Source organism: Streptomyces sp. NPDC032745 (genome assembly GCF_055579465.1).
This window is the reverse complement of record NZ_JBVING010000020.1, coordinates 47,050-67,125: the sequence shown is the minus strand read 5'-3', so window position 1 is coordinate 67,125 and position 20,076 is coordinate 47,050. Positions and strand designations below refer to the sequence as shown.

Here is a 20,076-nt window from a genome sequence, read left to right as displayed (position 1 = left end):
GGCATCGCCGACGGCGTCGTGCGGTGCGTTCGCGGCGTGGTTCGCCACCGGGTCCTCCTGCCTCTGTCGGGCACGGACTCCGGGGCCTGTCGGGATACGACAGATGAAGCGGTTCAGCACACACGGGGACGCCGAGGCCGAAAAAACGGTCCGCCCGGACGTATCCGCAGGGGATACGCCGATGAACCGCCGACGGCGGCGTACCGGTGACTGGCCCGCCGCGCACTGCCTCCCATCCGGACTTTCACCGTCGGTCCAGGAATTTCACCTGGTCAACCGGCCGCTGGCTGCGGACGGGTCGCGGACTATACCGCCGGTTCGGAATTACACCGACCCCGGAGTGCGCTGCTTACTGGTACTGCTGCCAGTTTGCCACGGGTGATCGGCGGCCATGCGGGCGAGGAGCTGTGGCCTGGGTCACAGGGAGGGCATTGCGCGGGAGTCTGTCAAGTACACCCGCGATTGGTACAGACCTATTGACGAGGTGGTCTAGTCCTCTTAGCGTTCCCTTCATCCTCCCCGGGAGACAGCCCGTCAGATGTGCGCACGTCACGGGCCAACACGCACCACTTTTCCGCCTGTTGTGCCCTTTCGTGTCCTGCCATCCTCCCCTCCCCAGGAGGCACCATGCCGTCCCCCACACGCACGAGAGCGATGCTCCTGGCATCCGGCGCCGCAATCGCCGGACTGCTGGTGGGCGGGCTCTCGACCGGCGTCTCCCATGCCGCCGACAACGAGGGCTGTCGCCCGGACGGGCTGTACAAGACGGCCGGTGTCGACGTCCCGTACTGCTCGGTCTACGACTCCGACGGCCGCGAGAAGATGGGCGCCGACCACCAGCGCCGCGTCATCGGATATTTCACCGGGTGGCGGACCGGCAAGGACGGCACCCCCGCCTACCTCGCCAACAACGTCCCGTGGTCCAAGGTCACCCATCTGAATTACGCCTTCGCCCATGTGGGCGCCGACAACAAGATCTCGGTCGGCGCGGACAACGCGAACAACGCCGCCACCGGGATGACCTGGCCTGGTGTCGCGGGCGCCGAGATGGACCCGGCCCTGCCGTACAAGGGCCACTTCAACCTGCTGAACAAATTCAAGAAGCAGTACCCGAACGTGAAGACGCTGATCTCGGTCGGCGGCTGGGCCGAGACCGGCGGCTACTTCGGCGACGACGGCAACCGGGTCGCCTCCGGCGGCTTCTACTCGATGGCCACCAACGCCGACGGCTCGGTCAACCAGGCCGGCATCGACACGTTCGCGGACTCCTCGGTCGAGTTCGTCCGCACGTACGGGTTCAACGGCGTCGACATCGACTACGAGTACCCGACCACCATGAAGGACGCGGGCAACCCGCTGGACTGGCAGCTCTCCAACGCCCGCCGGGCCGGGCTCGTCCAGGGCTACGCCGCGCTGATGAAGTCGCTGCGCGAGAAGCTCGACCGCGCCGGCGCCGCCGACGGCAAGCACTACCTGCTCTCCGTCGCCGCCCCCTCCTCCGGCTACCTGCTGCGGGGCATGGAGACGTTCCAGATGCAGAAGTACCTGGACTACGTCAACATCATGTCCTACGACCTGCACGGCGCCTGGAACGAGTACGTCGGCCCCAACGCCTCGCTCTTCGACGACGGCAAGGACGGCGAACTGGCCGCCGCGGGCGTCTACTCCACGTCCCAGTACGGCGGCATCGGCTACCTGAACTCCGACTGGGCCTACCACTACTTCCGCGGCTCGATGCCGGCCGGCCGCATCAACATGGGCCTGCCGTACTACACCCGCGGCTTCAAGAACGTGCAGGGCGGCACGGACGGCCTGTGGGGCAAGGCCCCGGCGACCACCTGCCCGGCCGGCGCGGGGCTGACCAAGTGCGGTGACGGCGCGGTCGGCATCGACAACCTGTGGCACGACCTGGACACAAACGGGGTCGAGTCCCCGGCGGGCTCCAACCCGATGTGGCACGCCAAGAACCTGGAGAAGGGCGTCGTCGGCGACTACGTCACCAAGTACGGCTTCCCGGCGAACACCACCCTGACCGGCACCTACGCCCGCAAGTACGACTCCACCCTGGTGGCGCCGTGGCTGTGGAACGCCCAGAAGAAGGTCTTCCTGTCGACGGAGGACGAGCAGTCCGTCGCCGCCAAGGCCGACTACGTGGTGAACAAGGGCATCGGCGGCACGATGGTCTGGGAGCTGGCGGGCGACTACGCGTACAACTCCGCCAAGGGCCAGTACGAGATGGGCGACACGCTCACCTCCCTGATGTACGACAAGTTCAAGGCGGCCGCACCGTACGGCGCGAAGACGGCGGGCAGCGCGCTGCCGGCCCGGGCCGTGGACATCAAGACGGAGTTCACCGAGTTCAAGCTGGGCGACTCCAACTACCCGATCACCCCGAAGCTCAAGATCACCAACAACACGAAGAGCACGCTGCCCGGCGGCACCGAGTTCCAGTTCGACTACGGGACCTCGGCCCCGGCCAACGCCTCGGACCAGTCCGGCTTCGGCACCAAGGTGATCGCCACCGGCCACAGCGGCAACAACGTCGGCGGCCTGAAGGGCGACTTCCAGCGGGTCTCGCTGAAGCTCCCGGCGTGGCAGACGCTGGCCCCCGGTGCATCGGTGGACCTGGCGTTCAACTACTACCTCCCGGTGTCCACGCCCTCCAACTGGACGGTGAACATCTCCGGCACCACCTACTCCCTCGCCGGCGACCTGGCACGCGGCACGACGGTGACGGAGCCGGGCACCACCCAGCCCCCGACCACCCCGCCCACGACCCCGCCGACCACTCCCCCGACGACGCCGCCGACCACTCCCCCGACCACGCCGCCGGGCGGAACCTGCACGAACCCGGCGTACGTCGCGGGCACGGTCTACAACGGCGGGACCGTCGTCTCGCACAAGGGCCACAACTGGAAGGCGCAGTGGTGGACGCAGAACGAGGAGCCCGGCACCACCGGTGAGTGGGGCGTCTGGAAGGACCAGGGCGCCTGCTGACCCCGCGCCGGCGCCCGTAGGCGAACGAACGTGAGGACCCGGTGGCCCGGCGGCCACCGGGTCCTCGCACGTGCCGCCGCGGCCCCCTCGTAGGCTGCTGCGGTGATCACACAGGACGCCGCGCCCGTCGCGGACTTCGAGGAGCACCGGCCCCGGATGTTCGGCATCGCCTACCGCATGCTCGGCTCCGCCGCCGAGGCCGAGGACACCGTCCAGGACGCCTGGCTGCGCTGGAGCTCCGCCGGCCGCGAGGACGTCGAGCACCCCGGGGCCTGGCTCGCCAAGGTCGTCACCCGCCTGTGCCTGAACCGCCTCACCTCGGCGCGGGCCCGGCGCGAGGAGTACGTCGGCCCCTGGCTCCCGGAGCCCGTCCTCACCGGGGACGGGGTGCTCGGCCCGCTGGAGTCGGCGGAGCAGCGGGACGGCGTCTCCATGGCCCTGCTCGTACTGATGGAGCAGCTGACGCCGGTGGAGCGGGCGGTGTACGTGCTGCGCGAGGCGTTCGCGTACGGCCACCGGGAGATCGCGGAGCTCCTGGACCTGACCGAGGCCAACTGCCGGCAGCTCTACCGGCGGGCCGCGGGCCGGGTGGCTGCGGGCCGGGCGGCCGGGCCGCGCCCCCGCTTCGAGCCGGATCCGGCGCAGTGGCAGAGCCTGGTGGAGAGCTTCCTGACGGCGGCGCGCGACGGCGACCTGGCCCGGCTGGAGGGCATGCTGACCGCCGACGTGCAGTACGTGGCGGACGGCGGCGGGATCGTGGGCGCGGCCCGGCGGCCGATCCTGGGCCCGGACAAGGTGGCGCGCTTCCTGGTGGGCGCGCTGCGCAAGTACGTGGCCGGCCTGCCGATCTCGTTCGCGGAGGTCAACGGGGAGCCCGCCCTGATCGTGGGCGGGGCGGCGGTCCTGCAGGTGGAGATCGAGGACGGACTGGTCTGCGCAGTGCGGACCGTGGTGAATCCGGAGAAGCTGGAATTTCTTCTGCGGCAGCTGTCACATTCCTGAGGGCTGTCCGGTCTCGGCTGGTGAACGCACCCCTTCAGGGAAGGAACGGACACCATGAGCACGATCCTCGTCACCGGAGGCACCGGAAACCTCGGCGCGCTGGTCGTCACCCGGCTGCGGGCGGCGGGCCACGACGTACGGGTCCTGAGCCGGCACGCGAAGGACCACCCGGTCGACCTGCGGGACGGCAGCGGGCTGGATGCGGCGATGGCGGGCGCGGAGGTGGTCGTGCACTGCGCGAGCAGCCCGCGGGGCGGCGACGACGTGGCCGCCGGGCACCTGATCGAGGCGGCCCGGCGGGCCGGGACGGTCACGAACATCGTCTACATCTCGATCGTCGGGGTGGATGTGGTCCCGTTCGGCTACTACGAGGTGAAGTACGAGGTCGAGCGGATGCTGGAGGCGTCGGGGCTGGGCGTGACGATCCTGCGGACCACGCAGTTCCACGACCTGGTGGCGATGGCGGTGGACGCGCTGGCGAAGGTGCCCGTGGTTCCGCTGCCGCTGCCGAAGGGGGTCAGGGTGCAGCCGGTCGCCGTGGAGGAGGTCGCCGACCGGATGGCGGAACTCGCCGTCCCCACCCCGGCGGGACGGGTCACGGACATGGGCGGTCCGGAGATCCACACGCTGGTGGAGCTGGGCCGGTCGTACCTGGCAGCGACGGGGCGGCGGCGCAAGGTGTTCCCGCTGCCCCTGGCGGGGAAGGCGTACGCGGCCTTCTGTCGCGGCGGCAACCTGACCCCGTCCCACGCCGTCGGCAAGGGCACCTTCGCCGGGTTCCTGACGGCCCGCGCCGCCAAGGCCGCGGAGGTCAGGGGCTGAGCCGGAGCCGGCGGCCGGGCGGGAACCGCGGCCGCCATGTGGAGTCATCGGTGCGCTCGTCCGGACCTCATGGGGAACAATGCGATGGATAACGTCACAAATGACCCACGGCATGATCCACGGTGAGGGGCGATGATCATTTCGGTGGTGTCCATGCCGGAGGGCATCGCGCGGCGCACGCCGGTGTCGGAGGCCCGTGAGCGTCTCGCGGCGACCGGCTTCCTGTTCGTGGACGCGGAGCTGCCCGAGGAGGACACCCCCGGCGAGCAGCCGGTCGCCCACCTGCTCGGCCTGGAGGCCCAGGACCTGGAGTGGCTCGGCCGGGCGAGGGAATCCACCCGCGCCGAGTACCTCGGCGACAGGGCCGCGTTCGTCGTCCCCGCTGTCGAGGCGGGTCAGGTCATCCACCTCCACGTCGTGGCCACCGAGCGGTACCTGCTCACGGTGCACCGGGGACCGGCCGGGCTGCTGGAGAGCCTCACCGCCCGCTTCCCGCACGAACGGCCCCCCGACACCGCGGCCACGCTGTTCCTGCTGCTGGGCGAGGCCCTGGAGACGTATCGGCGCGCTGCCGTCCGGGCCCTCCTTGAGGTGGAGGACCTGGAGGACGAGATGTTCCGGCAGCGGGAGCCCGAGCAGCTCTACCGCCTGGCGCGGCTGCGCCGGACCGCGGCCCTCCTGCACCACACGCTCCTCCCCTACCACCAGGCGGCGGACGAGACCATCACGCGCAGGGTGCTGAACCCCAATTTCCCGCAGGAGCGCCAGCGGCTCGCCCGTGAGTACCAGCGCACGTCGAGGCTGGTGCTCACGGAGATCGAGGCACTCCAGGAGGCCGCCCGGCGGGGCTTCGCCACCTACTCCTCGCTGGTGTCCGGCGAGCAGAACGGCGTGATCAACCGTCTGGCGATCGTGTCGACGATCTTTCTGCCGCTGAGCTTCCTCACGGGGTTCTTCGGCATGAACTTCGCCTACTTGACCGACGAGTTGGAGAGCGGGGCCATCTTCTGGCTGCTCGCCGTGGGCCTGCAGGTGGTCTTCCTGGTCGGCGCGCTCTACGCACTGCACCGCACCCGCATCTGGCGCCGGCTACGCGACGACGAACGGATCGACGACGAGTAGGCCGTCGGGCCGGTGCGGCTCAGGGGGCGAAGAGGTCGGACTGTGCGGCTTCGCGCGCCGCCAGACGGGCGCCCGCGAGGACCGCCGGATCGCCGAGGGCAGTGGCGCGGACCTCCATCGGCACCGGCGTCAGCGCGGTCAGCCGGCGGCCGACCGCGGCCGCCAGGCCGGCGCCGCCCGCGTGGCCCAACTCACCCGCCAGAACCAGGCACCCCGGGTCCAGGACCGCTGCGACGGCCGCCGCGCCCAGGGCGAGCCGCTGTGCCAGGGCCTCGACGAAGGCCTCGCCCGCGGCGCCCGCCACCGCCTCCTCCACGGGCCCGGCCCAGCCGTGCTCCGCCGCGAGCGCGGCCACCGCCTCCCGGCCGACCAGCGCGTGGAACCCGCCCCCGCAGTCCGTGGCGGAGGGCAGCCGGCCCGTACCCGGCACCGGCAGGAAGCCGATCTCGCCCGCCCCGCCCGACGCGCCCCGCCGCAGCCGGCCGTCCAGGACCACCGCCGCGCCGACGCCCGCGCCGAGCCACAGCAGCACGAAGGAGTCCAGGTCCTGCGCCGCGCCGAGCCGCTGTTCGGCCAGGGCCGCGAGGTTGGTCTCGTTCTCCACGACCACCGTGGCCGGCAGCCGCCGCCGGAGGGCCGCCACCAGGTCCTGGTGCCAGGACGGCAGGCCGACGGTGCTGCGCAGCACCCCGTCGGCCGGGGCCACCAGGCCCGGGGTCCCGACCACCACGGTGTGCAGCCGGTCCGCGCCGGTTTCCCGCGCGAGCGCCTCGAGCAGGTCCACGGCCTCGTCGACCGCGGCCACCGGGAGCGCGGCCTGGGCGAGCGGGCGGCCGAGCAGGTCCGCGACCACCGCGGTCGCACTGTCCGTCCGTACGTCCAGGGCCGCCAGGTACGCGCGGCGGGCGACGATCCCGTACACCCGGGCATTGGGGCCGCGGCGCTGTTCGCCCGACTCCCCCACGACCTCGATCAGCCCGGCCCCGGTCAGCCGCTCGACGAGATCGGCGACCGAGGGGCGGGAGAGGCCGGTCATCGCCTTGAGCTGAGTGGCGGTCAGCGGCCCTTCCTCCTGGAGGAGTCGCAGGGCGAGACGGTCGTTGATGGCCCGGGCCGTGCTCGGCGACGCGGGCGACGGAGCGGCGGGGGCCGGCGCTTTGGCAGGAGTCACGGCGCCCATCCTAGGTAGCCCCACGAGACCAACCATCAGGCAGGGTCCCTGATAGTTTAATGCCATGACCGGGGAAACAGACCTCAGCCCGGCGCGTCTGCGCCGTGCCCGCTTCGCCATCGCCGCCGTCTTCTGCGCCCACGGGGCCGTCACCGGCTCCTTCGCCACCCGCATCCCCTGGATCCAGGACCATGCAGAGCTCAGCGCGGGCACCCTGGGCCTCGCCCTCGCCTTCCCCGCCCTGGGCGCGGCGCTCGCGATGCCGCTGGCCGGCCGGATCAACCACCGCTTCGGGGCCCGCGCCGCCCTGCGCGGGCTGCTGGCACTGTGGACCCTGTCCCTGATCCTGCCGAGCCTCGCGCCGAACCTCGCCACGCTGTGCTGCGCCCTCTTCGTCTACGGCGCCACCTCCGGGATGTCGGACGTGGCGATGAACGCGCTGGGCGTGGAGACCGAGAACCGGCTCGGCCGCTCGATCATGTCCTCGCTGCACGGCATGTGGAGCGTGGGCGCGCTGCTGGGCTCGGCTGCGGGCACGGTCGCCGCCCACGCCGGGGCCGACGCCCGGCTGCACCACCTCGTCGGCGCGCTCGCCCTGACCGCCGCCGGACTGGTCGCCGTACGGGGGGTGCTGGATCTGCGCAGCGCCGCGGAGGCGGAGGCGCCGCCGCATTTCGCGCTGCCCCCGCGGTCCGCGCTGCTGATCGGCGCGATCGGGTTCTGCGCGGTCTTCGCGGAGGGCGCGAGCCTGGACTGGTCCGCGGTCTACCTGCGGGACGTCCTGGACACGGACGCCGGTCTCGCGGCCGCCTCCACCACCGCGTTCGCGCTCACCATGGCCGTCGCCCGGCTCGCCGGGGACCGGGTGGTGGACCGGTTCGGTCCGGTGCGCACGGTCCGGGCGGGCGGGGTACTGGCCACCGCGGGTGGGCTGCTCGTGGTGACGGTCCGCCACCCGGCCGCGGCAATGGCGGGCTTCGCTCTGATCGGACTCGGCATCGCGGTGGTGGTCCCGCTGGCGTTCGCGGCGGCCGCCCGCAGCGGGCCGGCTCCGGCGCAGGCCATCGCGGGCGTGGCGACGATCACGTACACCTCGGGGCTGATCGCCCCGTCGGCGATCGGCGCGGTGGCGGATGCCACCTCCCTCGTGGTGTCCCTCGGCCTGGTCACCCTGCTGGCGTTCGCGCTGGTCGCGGGGGCAGCCGTACTGCGGCAGAAGCCGCTGGCCGCGGGGCCCGCGCCTGCGGACCGGAACGAACCAGCAGGTATCCGGCCGTAATATTGCGAAGGCTGCCAGGACGGCCCGGATGCTTGATCGATCGGTTCGACGGAAGTGGTGGAACATGGGCCTCGGCGTGCGCTGGACCCTGCACGGAGACGGGCGGACCCCCGCCCCCGGAGCGGTGGTGCGGCCGGACGAGCGGCTGTCGTGGCCGCGCACCGCCGGGCTCGGCGCCCAGCACGTCGTGGCGATGTTCGGGGCGAGCTTCGTCGCCCCGGTCCTGATGGGCCTGGACCCGAACCTGGCCATCATGATGTCGGGTGTCGCGACGGCGATCTTCCTTCTCGCCACGCGCGGGCGGGTCCCCTCGTACCTGGGCTGCTCGCTCTCCTTCGTCGGTGTCGCGGCAGCGATCCGGGCGGGCGGCGGGGACAGTGCCGTCGTCACGGGCGCGGTGTTCGTGGTCGGCGTGGCGCTGTTCCTGGCCGGCCTCGCCGTGCAGCGGTTCGGGGCGCGGATCATCCACGCGGCGATGCCGCCGGTGGTGACGGGCGCGGTGGTGATGCTGATCGGCTTCAACCTGGCGCCGGTGACGGCCTCGACGTACTGGCCGCAGGACCAGTGGACGGCGCTGCTGACCATGCTGGTCACCGGGGCGGCCGTGGTCTGCCTGCGCGGCTTCTGGTCGCGCATCGCGATCTTCCTCGGACTGCTCTTCGGGTACGGCATCTCCTGGGTGTCCGACCTGCTCTTCGGCAAGATCCACTCGACGGTCGGCGGGGCGGAGGCCGTGGACCACTGGCGGCTCGACCTCTCCGGGGTCGGCCAGGCCGACTGGATCGGGCTGCCGTCCTTCCATGCACCGCAGTTCGAGTGGTCGGCGATCCTGATCGCGCTGCCGGTGGTGATCGCCCTGATCGCGGAGAACGCCGGGCACATCAAGGCGGTCGGCGAGATGACCGGCGATCCGCTCGACGACGAGCTCGGCACGGCGATCGCCGCCGACGGCGCCGCGTCCATGCTGTCCACGGCGGTCGGCGGCCCGCCGAACACCACGTACTCCGAGAACATCGGCGTCATGGCGGCCACCCGCGTGTACTCGACGGCGGCCTACTGGGCGGCGGCGGGCTTCGCGCTGCTCTTCGGCCTGTGCCCGAAGTTCGGGGCGGTCGTGGCCGCGATCCCCGGCGGGGTGCTGGGCGGCATCACCGTGATCCTGTACGGGATGATCGGCCTGCTCGGCGCCCAGATCTGGATCAACGGCGGGGTGGACCTGCGCAATCCGCTGAACCTGGTGCCGGCCGCGGCGGGCATCATCATCGGCATCGGCGGGGTGAAGCTGCACCTGACGGACAGCTTCGAGCTGGGCGGTATCGCACTCGGCACGATCGTGGTGATCACCGGGTACCACACGCTGCGGTACTTCGCGCCGGCGCACCTGAAGACGCAGGAGCCGCTGCTCGACTCGGGCACCTCGGCGTACGACGCGGGAGATGCGGGCGGTACGGGAGATACGGGCGGTACGGGCGGCGGACCGGCCGCGCGGGACACGCGTTCCTGAGCCGGGTTCGCCCGAACCGGGGAAGCACACGGCCAAGTTCCCCGGATCCGCACCGCCGACTGGGAACCTGCCTCCCATGGAAGCGGTGCTCGCGCGAATGCGCGCCCTGGACGAGCGGCTCCCCGCGCAGGACGGTGTCGCCGTCTTCAACCGGGTGTACCTGACGGTGACGGAGACGCTGCACGCCCGCATCTCCCACGGGGAGTTCCCTGCGCCGCGGCGGGCGGAGGCGCTCAGCGTACGGTTCGCGGAGCGGTACCTGACGGCGGTGGAGGCCGACCGGGCCCCGGCGTGCTGGCGGCCGCTGCTGCAGTACCGCCGCCATCCGGGGATCCGCCCGCTGCAGCACGCGCTGGCCGGGATCAACGCGCACATCGGGCACGACCTCGCGCTGGCGGTGGTGGCCACCTGCCTGGCGCTGGACTGCGAACCGCGGGCCCTGGAGGCGGACTTCGACCGCGTCGGTGACACCCTGGTCTCCCTGGAGGAGCACATCCGGGAGGACCTGATGCCGGGCCCGGACCTGCTGGAGGTCGCCGACCCGCTGACGCACCTGCTCGGTTCGTGGAGCCTGGACCGGGCCCGGGGCGCCGCCTGGTCGGCGGCCCGCCTGCTGTGGACCCTGCGCCGCTCCCCCGATCTGGCGGAGGAGTTCACGGATTCGCTGGACGCGGGCGTCGGCCTGGTCGGCCGCTGCCTCCTCACCCCGACCTGCTGAGCGGGGGTGTGAAAACGGGCCGCCGCCGCGCTCGTGGCGCGGGGGCGGCCCGTGGTCACGGGGCCGGAGGGGCCGGGTGGGTCAGTCCTCCGGGAGTTCGACCGGGGCGATTTCGTCGTAGACGTCGCCGGGGCCGGGGTTGGTGTGGTCCGTGGAGCCGCCGAGGTGGTGCATGACGCCCCAGACCGCGTTCAGCGCCGTCTGGACCGCGCCCTCGGCCCAGCCCGCCGTCCAGGAGATGTCGTCGCCCGCGAGGAAGATGCCGCGCTTGTCCTCGGGGAGCCGGTCCTGCATGAAGTGGGTGAACAGGCGCCGCTGGTAGCGGTAGTGGCCCGGCAGGTTGGCCTTGAACGCGCCCATGAAGTAGGGCTCGTTCTCCCACGACACGGTCACCGGGTTGCCGATGATGTGGCGGCGGATGTCGACCTTGGGGTAGATCTCGCCGAGGGACTTCAGCATGACCTCCATCCGCTCGTTCGCGGACAGCGGCAGCCACTTCAGGCTGTCGTCGCACCACGTGTACGAGAGGCAGATGACGGCCGGCTGGTCCGGGCCGTTGTCCAGGAGGTACGTACCGCGGGTCATGCGGTCCGTGAGGGTCATCGACATGACGTCGCGGCCGGTCTCCTCGTCCTTGTCCAGCCAGAACGGCCGGTCGACGGGGATGAAGAGCTTGGACGACTCCATGTAGTGGGTGCGCTCGATCGCCGTCCAGTGGTCGATCGGGAAGAGCGTGTCGTCGCACGCGATCTTCGACAGCAGCATCCAGGACTGGGCCGTGAAGATCGCGGCGCGGTACGTACGGATGTCGCCGTCGGCGTCGGTCACCGTGATGCGGTTGCCGGCCGTGCGGTGCAGGCGGGTCACCGCCGGGCGCGGGGTGCCCTCGTGCAGGGAGGACAGCGAGGTGCCCTGGGCCCAGTGGACGATCTTCTCGGGCTCGCGCTCCCACAGGCGCACCGGCAGCTGCTGCGAGCCGCCGACGATGCCGCGGTGGTGGTCGTCCGCCTCGGTGTAGACGACGCGGAGGATCTCCAGGATGGAGTTCGGGAAGTCGGTGTCCCAGCCGCCCGTGCCGAAGCCGACCTGGCCGAAGATCTCGCGCTTGCGGAAGGACTGGAAGGCCTCGGACTTGCAGAGGAAGCCGTAGAAGGTCTCGTCGTCGAGCTTCTCGACGAGCTTCGCCCAGATCTCGCGGATGCGCGGGACGTCCCGCTCGCGCATCGCGGTGTTCATGTCGGAGAAGTCGGCGCCCTCGTCGAGGCAGGCGTTCCACGCGGCCGACACGTCGCGGTAGATCTGCGGGAGGTCGGCGATCGTCTCGGCGTAGTGGGTCTCGCCCTTGAGGTCCACGACCGTCGAGGGGGTGGCCTCGGCGAGCGGGTTCGGGAAGGGTTCGGTGACCAGGCCGACGAGGTCGATGTAGTGCTGGAGCGCGGTGGAGGACGGCGGGAAGCGCATGGCGCCCATCTCCGCGGTCAGACCCTCGGTGCCGGCGCCCTCGAAGCCGACGGTGCGCAGCCGGCCGCCGATCTGGTCCGCCTCGTAGACGACGGGCTTGAGGCCCATCTTCATCAGCTCGTACGCCGAGATGATGCCGGACAGGCCGCCGCCGATGACCGCGACCTCGGTGCCGTGCTCCGTCGCCGGTATCTGGCCCAGGCCCGCCGGGTGGGCCAGGAAGTCGTCGTACGCGTACGGGAAGTCCGGGCCGAACATGGTGATCGGCGGCTGTCCGTCGCTGTGCGGGACGGCGGTGGTGGGCACCGTGGACGTCATGGGGTACGGCTCCTTGCGGGGGTGGGGCAGGGGGGAGGGCGCTGGCGGGACTCAGACGAGGGAGGCGTAGAGCCCCGGGCGGCGGTCGCGCAGGTACGGGTTGTTCTCGCGCGAGGCGGTCAGCAGCTCGGGGTCGGCCTCGCCGATCACCAGCTCCTCGCCGCGGCCGGCCCGGGTCCGGGTGACCCCGTCGGGGCTCGCCAGGCAGCTGAGTCCGACGAACTCGAACTCGCCTTCCGGACCGGTGCGGTTGACGTACGCGATGTACATCTGGTTCTCGAAGGCCCTTACGGGGACCAGCTGTTCGGCGACGAACTGGAACGGGTGCATCTGCGCGGTCGGCACCAGGAGGAGGTCGGTGCCGGCCAGTGCGTGGGACCGGACGTTCTCCGGGAACTCCACGTCGTAGCAGATCATGATGCCGATGCGGAGGCCGTTCAGCTCCGCCTGGACGACGGGGGTGTCGCCGGGCGTGAAGGCGTCCTGCTCGAAGCAGCCGAACAGGTGGGTCTTGCGGTAGTTCGCCAGCCGGACCCCGTCCGGGCCGACGAGCTGGGCCGCGTTGTACACGGTTTCGCCCTCGCGCTCCGGGTAGCCGTACAGGACGGCGACCCCGTGGCGGCGGGCGATCTCGCCGATGGCACGGGCCGACATGCCGTCGGCCGCCTCGGCGAGGGCGGCGACGTCCTGGACCTCCAGCGCGTAGCCGGTCAGGAACATCTCCGAGGTCACGAGGAGTCCGGCACCCGCCTGTGCGGCGCGCTCCACGGCCTCGTCGAGCGCCTTGAGGTTCTCGGCGGTGTCGCCGAGCCGTCCGGAGCTCTGGAGGAGGGCGGTGCGCAGCGGGGGCATGGGCGTACCTCTGTGGCAGGAGGGGTGGGGGTCCTATTGAAGGTACGTTCGCGCGTTCGACCCCGACAAGCCGTGACCGTTGCGCTCCGCTCATCGATTCGTTGCGTGTTTTGCGGCGGGGGCGGAGATTCGTTGCGCGGGGCTCCCGTGGTTTCCCGTTTGCCGGGGGTTACGTGGCGCAGCGGAAGGCCGGGTGGGCGCGCAGTCGCCGCAGGTCGTCGAGGATATCGTCCGTGTCGTTGCCGACGATGCGACCGCTCCAGCTGTCGCACAGGGCGGGGACGGCGAGCGTGCCGTCGTAGTGTCCGGCGGCCTCGTAGGCCCGGCGCAGCGCGGTGTACGAGGCGGGCGGGCCGAGCACGGTCGTGGCCACGGAGCCCTCCAGGCCCAGCCGGGCGAGGGCGGCCGAGACGCGCAGGGAGCGGGGACAGCCGGCGGACAGGTAGAGGCGGTAGCGGTGCGGCACCGGCGAGAAGCCGGCGCCGATGCGGCCTCGCAGGACGGGGGCCGGACCGGTACGGGGCAGGACCGTGTGGAGCATGACTCTCCTGGGGCAGGCACGAAGGCGTGGCGGACGTCCCGGCGGCGGGGCGCGCGCCGGGTCACAGGGGCCGTGCGGGGGCGCGTACGCGGCGTGGGGCCGGGCGCGGGCGGCGCACACCGTGCGGCGGCGGTGTGCGCGTCGTCGGTGTGCGCGGCGGGCGGTCCGTGGAACCGGGCCCGCGGCGGCGGGGATGCCGTGCGCGGCGTACGGAGGGCCGGGTGTCAGATGCCCGGGCGGAATGCGCTGCACACGCGCAGGAGGTCGATGTGCAGGCGCCGGGTCAGCCACCAGCGGCGGAGGATCCGTACCCCCGCGACCGCCGTCCTGGCCATCTCCACCGGCTCCGTCCCGCCCTTGGGGCATAAACCCGCCCGCGACGGACGCTGACTGGGGTGACCGTCGTCACGAGCAGTCTCGTGGCGGTGCGCGGGGCCGTCAAGAACGCGGACGGGCCTGCGGCCGCTGCCGAGGGAAGGAGTTCGCCACCCCATGTCGCCCGACACCGACACGGCCACGCCCGTCCGTGCATTCGACGTACTCGACAATCCGGTCTGGGCCGCGCTGACCGGCCCGAGCCGTGCCTTCGCCGAGACCGGGCCCGGAGGCCTCGCGGCCCGGTACGTCGCGGAGGCCTCGCCGTTCGCCGCGCTCGCGGACCCGGACGACCCGCGGGCCTGGGCCGATCTGGCCGCGCTGGCGGGGCCCGGCGCCCCGGTCTGGGTCACCGGGCTGCCGACCCCGCCCCCGGGATGGACGACGGCGGCCTCGATACCGGGCGTGCAGCTGGACGGCGGGGCGGTACGGGCCGAGGCCGCGCCAGAAGCGGTCCTGCTGGGGCCTGCCGACGTACCGGAGATGCGGGAGCTGGTCGAGCTGACGAAGCCGGGGCCGTTCCTGTCGCGCACCGTCGAGCTGGGCACGTACCTCGGGATCCGGCACGAGGGCCGGCTCGTCGCGATGGCGGGGGAACGGATGCGGCCGCCGGGCTGGTCGGAGATCAGCGCGGTGTGCACGCACCCGGACCACCGGGGCAAGGGGCTCGCGGGCCGGCTGATCCGGGCGGTGGCCGCCGGGATCCGGGAGCGCGGCGAGCGTCCGTTCCTGCACGCGGCGGCGGACAACACCGGGGCGATCGCGCTGTACGAGTCGATGGGGTTCACCCTGCGGCGCCGGCCGCTCTTCATCGGGCTGCGCACCCCGGACGCCGCGGCCTGACGGAGGGCGGCGCCGTACGGCCGGGACGAAGCGGCAGGTTTCACATCGCGCGGAGCGGTCACACGGGAGGACATGCCGAGGACAGCGAAAGGAACTGCCATGACCGACGTCTCCCGCCTGCCCGGCGCCGCGCACCATCACTGGCAGTGGCAGCTACGGGCCGCCTGCCGGGATCTGGGCACCGGCCGGTTCTTCCATCCGGCGGGTGAGCGGGGCGAGGAACGGGAGGACCGCGACGAGGCCGCGAAGCGGGTCTGTGCGGTCTGCCCGGTGCGCGCCGCGTGCCTGGAGCACGCGCTGCGCACGCGCGAGCCCTTCGGGGTGTGGGGCGGGCTGACCGAGGAGGAACGCCGGGCCCTGGTCGACCCGGCAGAGCGCCCCCGGGCTGCGCCCGTGGACGCCGCCCACCGCTGAGCGGGCGCGGGGGCGCCCCTGCGGTGCGGCAGCACTGCGTGCGGGCCCGGCCTGCCCCGTGCGGGCGGCCTGCCCCGTGCGGCCCCGCAGACACGGCTGCGCCCCGGCACGGGTGTGCCGGGGCGCAGGGCTGTGCGGGGCGGGCGCGGTTACGTCGGCGCGCCCGAGGTGAAGCGGCGCAGCAGCGGGGAGAGGACGAGCACCGACTTGGTGCGCTCCACGAAGGGCTCGCCCGCGATGCGCTCGAGCACCCGCTCGAAGTGCCTCATGTCGGAGGCGAAGATCTGGACGAGGGCGTCCGCGTCGCCGGTGACGGTCGACGCGGACACCACCTCGGGGTACCGCTCCAACCCCCGCCGGATGTCGTCCGGCGAGGTGTTGTGGCGACAGTAGATCTCGATGAAGCCCTCGGTCTCCCAGCCCATCGCGGCGGGGTCGACGCGGACGGTGAAGCCGGTGATGGCTCCCTCGGCGCGCAGCCGGTCCACGCGTCGCTTCACGGCGGGGGCCGAGAGGCCGACCTCGGAGCCGATGTCCGCGTAAGAGCGGCGGGCATCCTCGGCGAGGGCGTGCACGATGCGTTCGTCGAGATCGTTCAGTCGCACTGCGGGTGGATCACTTTTCTGCTGTGGCCACTTCTGCCGTGGCCAGTCGGGAGCGGCGGATGCCGTACAGGAAGTAGACCACGAGGCCGACCGCCATCCAGCCACCGAAAGCGACCCACGTGGCGACCGGCAGGCTGTACATCATCCAGCCGCAGGCGAGGAAGCCGAGGATCGGAGTGACCGGGAAGAGCGCCACCTTGAAGGTGCGCGGCATGTCGGGCTTGGTGCGGCGCAGGATCACGACGGCGACGTTGACGAGGGCGAAGGCGAAGAGGGTGCCGATGCTGGTCGCGTCGGCCAGGTCGCCCAGGGGGACGAACGCCGCGAGCGCGCCGCAGAAGAGGGACACGATCACCACGTTGGCGCGGGGGGCGCCGGTCTTCTCGTCGACCTTGGCGAAGACCTTGGGAACGAGGCCGTCGCGGGACATCGCGAAGAGGATGCGGGTCTGGCCGTAGAGGACGGCGAAGACGACGGAGGCGATGGCGACCACGGCGCCGGCGGCGAGGACGACGCCCCAGAAGCTGTGGCCGGTGACGTCGGTCATGATCTGGGCGAGCGCGGCCTCGGTGCCCTCGAAGTCCTGCCACGGCATGGCGCCGACGGCGACGAAGGCGACGAGGACGTAGAGGACGGTGACGATGCCGAGCGAGAGCATGATCGCGCGGGGCAGGTCCTTCTTCGGGTTCTTGGCTTCCTCACCGGCGGTGGAGGCGGCGTCGAAGCCGATGTACGAGAAGAACAGCGTGGAGGCGGCGGCGCTGATGCCGGTGATGCCGAGCGGGGCCAGCGGGGCGTAGTTGCCGGACTTGATGCCCATGACGCCGATGCCGATGAACAGCACCAGCGTGACGATCTTCACGACGACCATGATCGTGTTGATCCGGGCGCTCTCCTTGGCGCCGCGGAGCAGGAAGACCATGGCCAGCAGGACGACGAGCAGGGACGGCAGGTTGATGAAGCCGCCGTCGCCCAGCGGGGCGGCGGAGAGCTTCTCGGGGAGGGTGATGCCTATGGTCCCGTCGAGGAGCTCGTTGAGGTACTGGCCCCAGCCGACGGCGACGGCCGAGACGGAGACGGCGTACTCCAGGACCAGGCACCAGCCGCAGATCCAGGCGATGAACTCGCCCATGGTGGCGTAGGAGTACGAGTACGAGGAGCCGGAGACCGGCACCGATCCGGCCAGCTCCGCGTAGGAGAGGGCCGAGAAGAGCGCGGTCAGGCCCGCGAGGATGAAGGAGATCGTCACGGCCGGGCCGGCCTTGGGCGCCGCCGCGCCGAGGACGACGAAGATGCCGGTGCCCAGCGTGGCGCCGATGCTGATCATGGTCAGCTGCCACATGGTGAGCGAGCGCCGCAGGTTGCCGCCCTCGCCCTGGCCGCCCTCGGCGACCATCTGCTCGACCGGCTTGCGGCGCAGCAGAGGGTTCACAGGCTTGCGGGGCTCGGCGAGCGGTGGCGCCTGGCCGGTTTCGAGCACGAGGGGACTCCTTAGACACTGCGGATGGGGACTGAGGCATCGACCGCAGCGGTCCGGAGCAGGACACAGACATGAGCCTGGGCATGGGGAGGACCGCCGAGCAGGCGGTCCACGCCACTCCACGTACAGCGAGTGAGCCTACGAGCTGAGTGATACCGCCCGTAATGCACCATCCTTGCACATTGCCGCACGATCGTTGCGCGGATCTGTCCTGGATGGTCCTTTGTTGCGCACGGATGATCGATCAGTGCGCACGGCACCCTCACCCCCGTTATTGACACCTCGTCAGATCTACCGCAGCATGCCGCCGGGTCGGGCCTGATCGCGCAGGTGCGCTCCACGGCGGTGAACCGGGCCCGTGCGGGGTACGGGTGAACGCGGTGGCACCGGGGGCCGCGGACCCCTCCGACCCCGACACCCACCGACGAGCGGAGGGCGCGCAGTGATCGCCGAGAGCACCGCCACGCACTGGCTGGACCCGGGGCCGTTCCTGCGCGGAGTCGCCTGGCTGGACAAGGGGCGCCCGGTACGGGCCGACCCGGCGGACAGCATGCGGCTGCCCTGGGACACCGGCGAGCGGGCCACCCTGCCGATAGGGGTGCGTCTGGAGTTCACGGCGCAGGCGGCGCACGCGGTGGAGATCCGCTACCGGGCGACCGTGCCCGGCCCCACCGACGCGCTGCGCGACCTCGCGCACGGCTTCGCCCTGTGGGACCGCCACGGGGTGGTGCGGGAGGTGTGGACGGAACCGGCCGTGGAAGCCGTCGTACGCATCGAACTCCCGGGCGGGCCCGGCCCGTTCACCCTGCACCCGCCCGAGGGGCAGTCCCCGCTGATCCTCGGGCTGCGCGGGGTCGGCGGCTCCGTGGCCCCTGCGCCGCCGGCACCGCGCTGGGTGGTGCACGGCGACTCGATCACCGAGGGCTGGTGGTCCACCCGGCCCGCCCACGGCTGGCCCGCGGTCGCCGGCCGGGCGCTGGGCTGGGACACCGTCAACCTCGGGTACGCGGGCGCCGCCCGCGGGGAACTCGCCACCGCCGAGCAGCTCGCCGGCCTCCCCGCCGATGTCCTCACCCTCGCCTTCGGCACCAACTGCTGGTCCCGCGTGCCCTTTTCGGCGCCACTGCTGTACGAGACCACCCGCGCGTTCCTCGACCTGGTCCGCCAGGGGCACCCGCGGACCCCGCTGCTGCTGGTCTCCCCCGTGCTGCGGCCCGACGCCGAACGCACCCCGAACCGGCTCGGCGCCACCCTGGGCGCCCTGCGCGATGCGATGGAACGGGCCGCCCGCGACAGGATCGCCGCCGGGGACGACCGCCTCGCCCTGCTGCCGGGCCGTGACCTGCTGGGTCCGGAGCACCTGGCGGACGGGCTGCACCCCAATGACGCCGGACACCAGGTCCTGGGCCTCGCTGTGGTCACGGCTCTGCGGCGGTCCGGGTTCGACGCCGGGTGAGTGAAACAGCCCACAGGAATCCGCTTGAACAGATCGACCCCGACAGGGCGTGTCCTTCGCAGAGTTGCCGACGCACCGGAGACGGGCGGCGGACACGGAGACACCAGACGTGGGAGAGATCAAGATGGGCATCAAGCGCGGAACCACCCTCGCCGCCGTGGCAGTTGTCGTCGCCCTCACGGCGACGGCCTGCGGCGGGGACGACACCAAGGCCGGCGACGCGAAGCCGGCCGGGGCCGCGTCCCAGGCTCCCGCCTCCGGAGCCGGCGACTACGGCTCCGACTACGGCGCGGGATCCGCCGCCGGAGCGGACACCGCGAGCGCGAGCGCCAAGGGTGCCGGCCAGCTGGCGGTCGCCCAGAACGAGCAGATCGGCGCCATCCTCGCCGACAGCGCCGGCTTCACCCTCTACCGCTTCGACAAGGACACCGCCAAGCCGCCGAAGTCCAACTGCGACGGCGACTGCGCGAAGACCTGGCCGGCGGTCCCGGCCGGCGACGCCACCGCCGCCGCGGGCATGGACGCGGCGCTGCTGGGCGAGGTCGTCCGCACCGACGGCAGCAAGCAGCTGACGGTCGCCGGCTGGCCCGTGTACCGCTACAGCAAGGACACCAAGGCGGGCGAGACCAACGGGCAGGGCGTCGGCGGCACCTGGTTCGCCTTCGCCCCCGATGGCAAGAAGGCCGCGAAGGCGGCCGCCGCGCCCGCCGCGCCCGCCGCGCCCGCCGGTGCGGGCCAGGCCACGGGTGCCCTGACGGTGGCCAAGGACCCCAAGCTCGGCGAGCACATCGTCGACGGCAACGGGATGACCGTCTACCGGTTCAAGAAGGACACCGCCTGGCCGATGGCCTCCAACTGCACCGGCGACTGCGTGGCCAAGTGGCCGGTGGTGCCCCCGGTGGACAAGGCCAACGCCAAGGGCATCGTGGAGAAGGGCTACTCCGTCCTGGACCGCCCCGACGGGATGAAGCAGCAGGCGATCGACTGCTGGCCCGTCTACACCTTCACGGGTGACAAGAAGGCCGGCGACATCAACGGCCAGGGCGTCGGCGGCACCTGGTACGCGGTCTCGCCCGACGGCAAGCTGATCACCACCTCCTGACCCCCTCCTCCCCC

Annotated in this window: 17 protein-coding genes and 1 riboswitch; of the genes, 11 read left to right on the top strand and 6 right to left on the bottom strand. The window is 72.1% G+C overall.

The window, feature by feature from the left end:
- Positions 1-218: 218 nt before the first annotated feature.
- Positions 219-348, bottom strand: a riboswitch (FMN riboswitch).
- 279 nt (positions 349-627) lie between these two features.
- The 4 genes from ACZ5WG_RS36485 (at position 628) to ACZ5WG_RS36470 (ending at position 5,943) form a co-directional block, all read left to right on the top strand.
- A complete protein-coding gene (locus ACZ5WG_RS36485) occupies positions 628-2,997 on the top strand; it encodes a chitinase C-terminal domain-containing protein (RefSeq protein ID WP_468728878.1) in 2,370 nt (789 codons plus the stop codon).
- Positions 2,998-3,099: 102 nt separating this feature from the next.
- The gene (locus ACZ5WG_RS36480; protein ID WP_468728876.1) at positions 3,100-3,999 is read left to right on the top strand and encodes an RNA polymerase sigma-70 factor; all 900 of its coding nucleotides are present in this window, start codon (positions 3,100-3,102) and stop codon (positions 3,997-3,999) included.
- A gap of 54 nt (positions 4,000-4,053) precedes the next feature.
- Complete coding sequence (locus ACZ5WG_RS36475; protein ID WP_468728875.1) at positions 4,054-4,821, top strand: SDR family oxidoreductase; 768 nt, start codon at positions 4,054-4,056, stop codon at positions 4,819-4,821.
- A 132-nt stretch (positions 4,822-4,953) separates the two neighbouring features.
- Positions 4,954-5,943: a magnesium transporter CorA family protein gene (locus ACZ5WG_RS36470; RefSeq protein WP_468728874.1), complete on the top strand. Its 990-nt coding sequence runs from the start codon at positions 4,954-4,956 to the stop codon at positions 5,941-5,943.
- A 19-nt stretch (positions 5,944-5,962) separates the two neighbouring features.
- On the opposite strand, the gene ACZ5WG_RS36465 is transcribed toward ACZ5WG_RS36470, so the two are convergent.
- Positions 5,963-7,123, bottom strand: a complete 1,161-nt coding sequence (locus ACZ5WG_RS36465) for an ROK family transcriptional regulator (protein WP_468728872.1) — start codon at positions 7,121-7,123, stop codon at positions 5,963-5,965.
- 55 nt (positions 7,124-7,178) lie between these two features.
- Here ACZ5WG_RS36465 and ACZ5WG_RS36460 point away from each other — a divergent pair, with 55 nt between their 5' ends.
- The 3 genes from ACZ5WG_RS36460 (at position 7,179) to ACZ5WG_RS36450 (ending at position 10,615) form a co-directional block, all read left to right on the top strand.
- Positions 7,179-8,393: an MFS transporter gene (locus ACZ5WG_RS36460; protein ID WP_468728871.1), complete on the top strand. Its 1,215-nt coding sequence runs from the start codon at positions 7,179-7,181 to the stop codon at positions 8,391-8,393.
- Positions 8,394-8,457: 64 nt separating this feature from the next.
- Positions 8,458-9,897: a uracil-xanthine permease family protein gene (locus ACZ5WG_RS36455; RefSeq protein WP_468728954.1), complete on the top strand. Its 1,440-nt coding sequence runs from the start codon at positions 8,458-8,460 to the stop codon at positions 9,895-9,897.
- A 76-nt stretch (positions 9,898-9,973) separates the two neighbouring features.
- On the top strand, positions 9,974-10,615 hold the full coding sequence (locus tag ACZ5WG_RS36450) for a DUF5995 family protein (RefSeq protein ID WP_468728869.1): 642 nt from the start codon (positions 9,974-9,976) through the stop codon (positions 10,613-10,615).
- Between the two features lie 81 nt (positions 10,616-10,696).
- Here ACZ5WG_RS36450 and ACZ5WG_RS36445 read toward each other — a convergent pair whose 3' ends face one another.
- The 3 genes from ACZ5WG_RS36445 to ACZ5WG_RS36435 all read right to left on the bottom strand — a co-directional run bounded on the left by ACZ5WG_RS36445 (position 10,697) and on the right by ACZ5WG_RS36435 (position 13,787).
- Complete coding sequence (locus ACZ5WG_RS36445) at positions 10,697-12,394, bottom strand: flavin monoamine oxidase family protein (protein WP_468728867.1); 1,698 nt, start codon at positions 12,392-12,394, stop codon at positions 10,697-10,699.
- A gap of 51 nt (positions 12,395-12,445) precedes the next feature.
- Positions 12,446-13,246, bottom strand: a complete 801-nt coding sequence (locus ACZ5WG_RS36440) for a carbon-nitrogen hydrolase family protein (RefSeq protein ID WP_468728865.1) — start codon at positions 13,244-13,246, stop codon at positions 12,446-12,448.
- A 169-nt stretch (positions 13,247-13,415) separates the two neighbouring features.
- Positions 13,416-13,787 (bottom strand): hypothetical protein, encoded by a 372-nt coding sequence (locus ACZ5WG_RS36435; RefSeq protein WP_468728863.1) that lies wholly within the window; start codon positions 13,785-13,787, stop codon positions 13,416-13,418.
- Positions 13,788-14,279: 492 nt separating this feature from the next.
- On the opposite strand from ACZ5WG_RS36435, the gene ACZ5WG_RS36430 reads away from it, so the two are divergent.
- Both ACZ5WG_RS36430 and ACZ5WG_RS36425 read left to right on the top strand, forming a co-directional pair.
- Positions 14,280-15,005, top strand: coding sequence for a GNAT family N-acetyltransferase (locus ACZ5WG_RS36430; RefSeq protein ID WP_468728861.1), 726 nt, complete (start codon positions 14,280-14,282; stop codon positions 15,003-15,005).
- A gap of 99 nt (positions 15,006-15,104) precedes the next feature.
- Positions 15,105-15,419 (top strand): WhiB family transcriptional regulator, encoded by a 315-nt coding sequence (locus ACZ5WG_RS36425; RefSeq protein WP_468728859.1) that lies wholly within the window; start codon positions 15,105-15,107, stop codon positions 15,417-15,419.
- Between the two features lie 149 nt (positions 15,420-15,568).
- Here the strand turns inward: ACZ5WG_RS36425 and ACZ5WG_RS36420 are convergent, their stop codons facing one another.
- Complete coding sequence (locus ACZ5WG_RS36420; RefSeq protein WP_150210868.1) at positions 15,569-16,024, bottom strand: Lrp/AsnC family transcriptional regulator; 456 nt, start codon at positions 16,022-16,024, stop codon at positions 15,569-15,571.
- A gap of 10 nt (positions 16,025-16,034) precedes the next feature.
- On the bottom strand, positions 16,035-17,504 hold the full coding sequence (locus tag ACZ5WG_RS36415; protein WP_468728857.1) for an amino acid transporter: 1,470 nt from the start codon (positions 17,502-17,504) through the stop codon (positions 16,035-16,037).
- A gap of 442 nt (positions 17,505-17,946) precedes the next feature.
- Between ACZ5WG_RS36415 and ACZ5WG_RS36410 the strand changes: the two genes are divergently transcribed.
- Positions 17,947-18,960, top strand: coding sequence for a GDSL-type esterase/lipase family protein (locus ACZ5WG_RS36410; RefSeq protein WP_468728855.1), 1,014 nt, complete (start codon positions 17,947-17,949; stop codon positions 18,958-18,960).
- A gap of 124 nt (positions 18,961-19,084) precedes the next feature.
- Positions 19,085-20,062: an SCO0930 family lipoprotein gene (locus ACZ5WG_RS36405; protein ID WP_468728953.1), complete on the top strand. Its 978-nt coding sequence runs from the start codon at positions 19,085-19,087 to the stop codon at positions 20,060-20,062.
- The last annotated feature ends 14 nt before the right edge of the window (positions 20,063-20,076 follow it).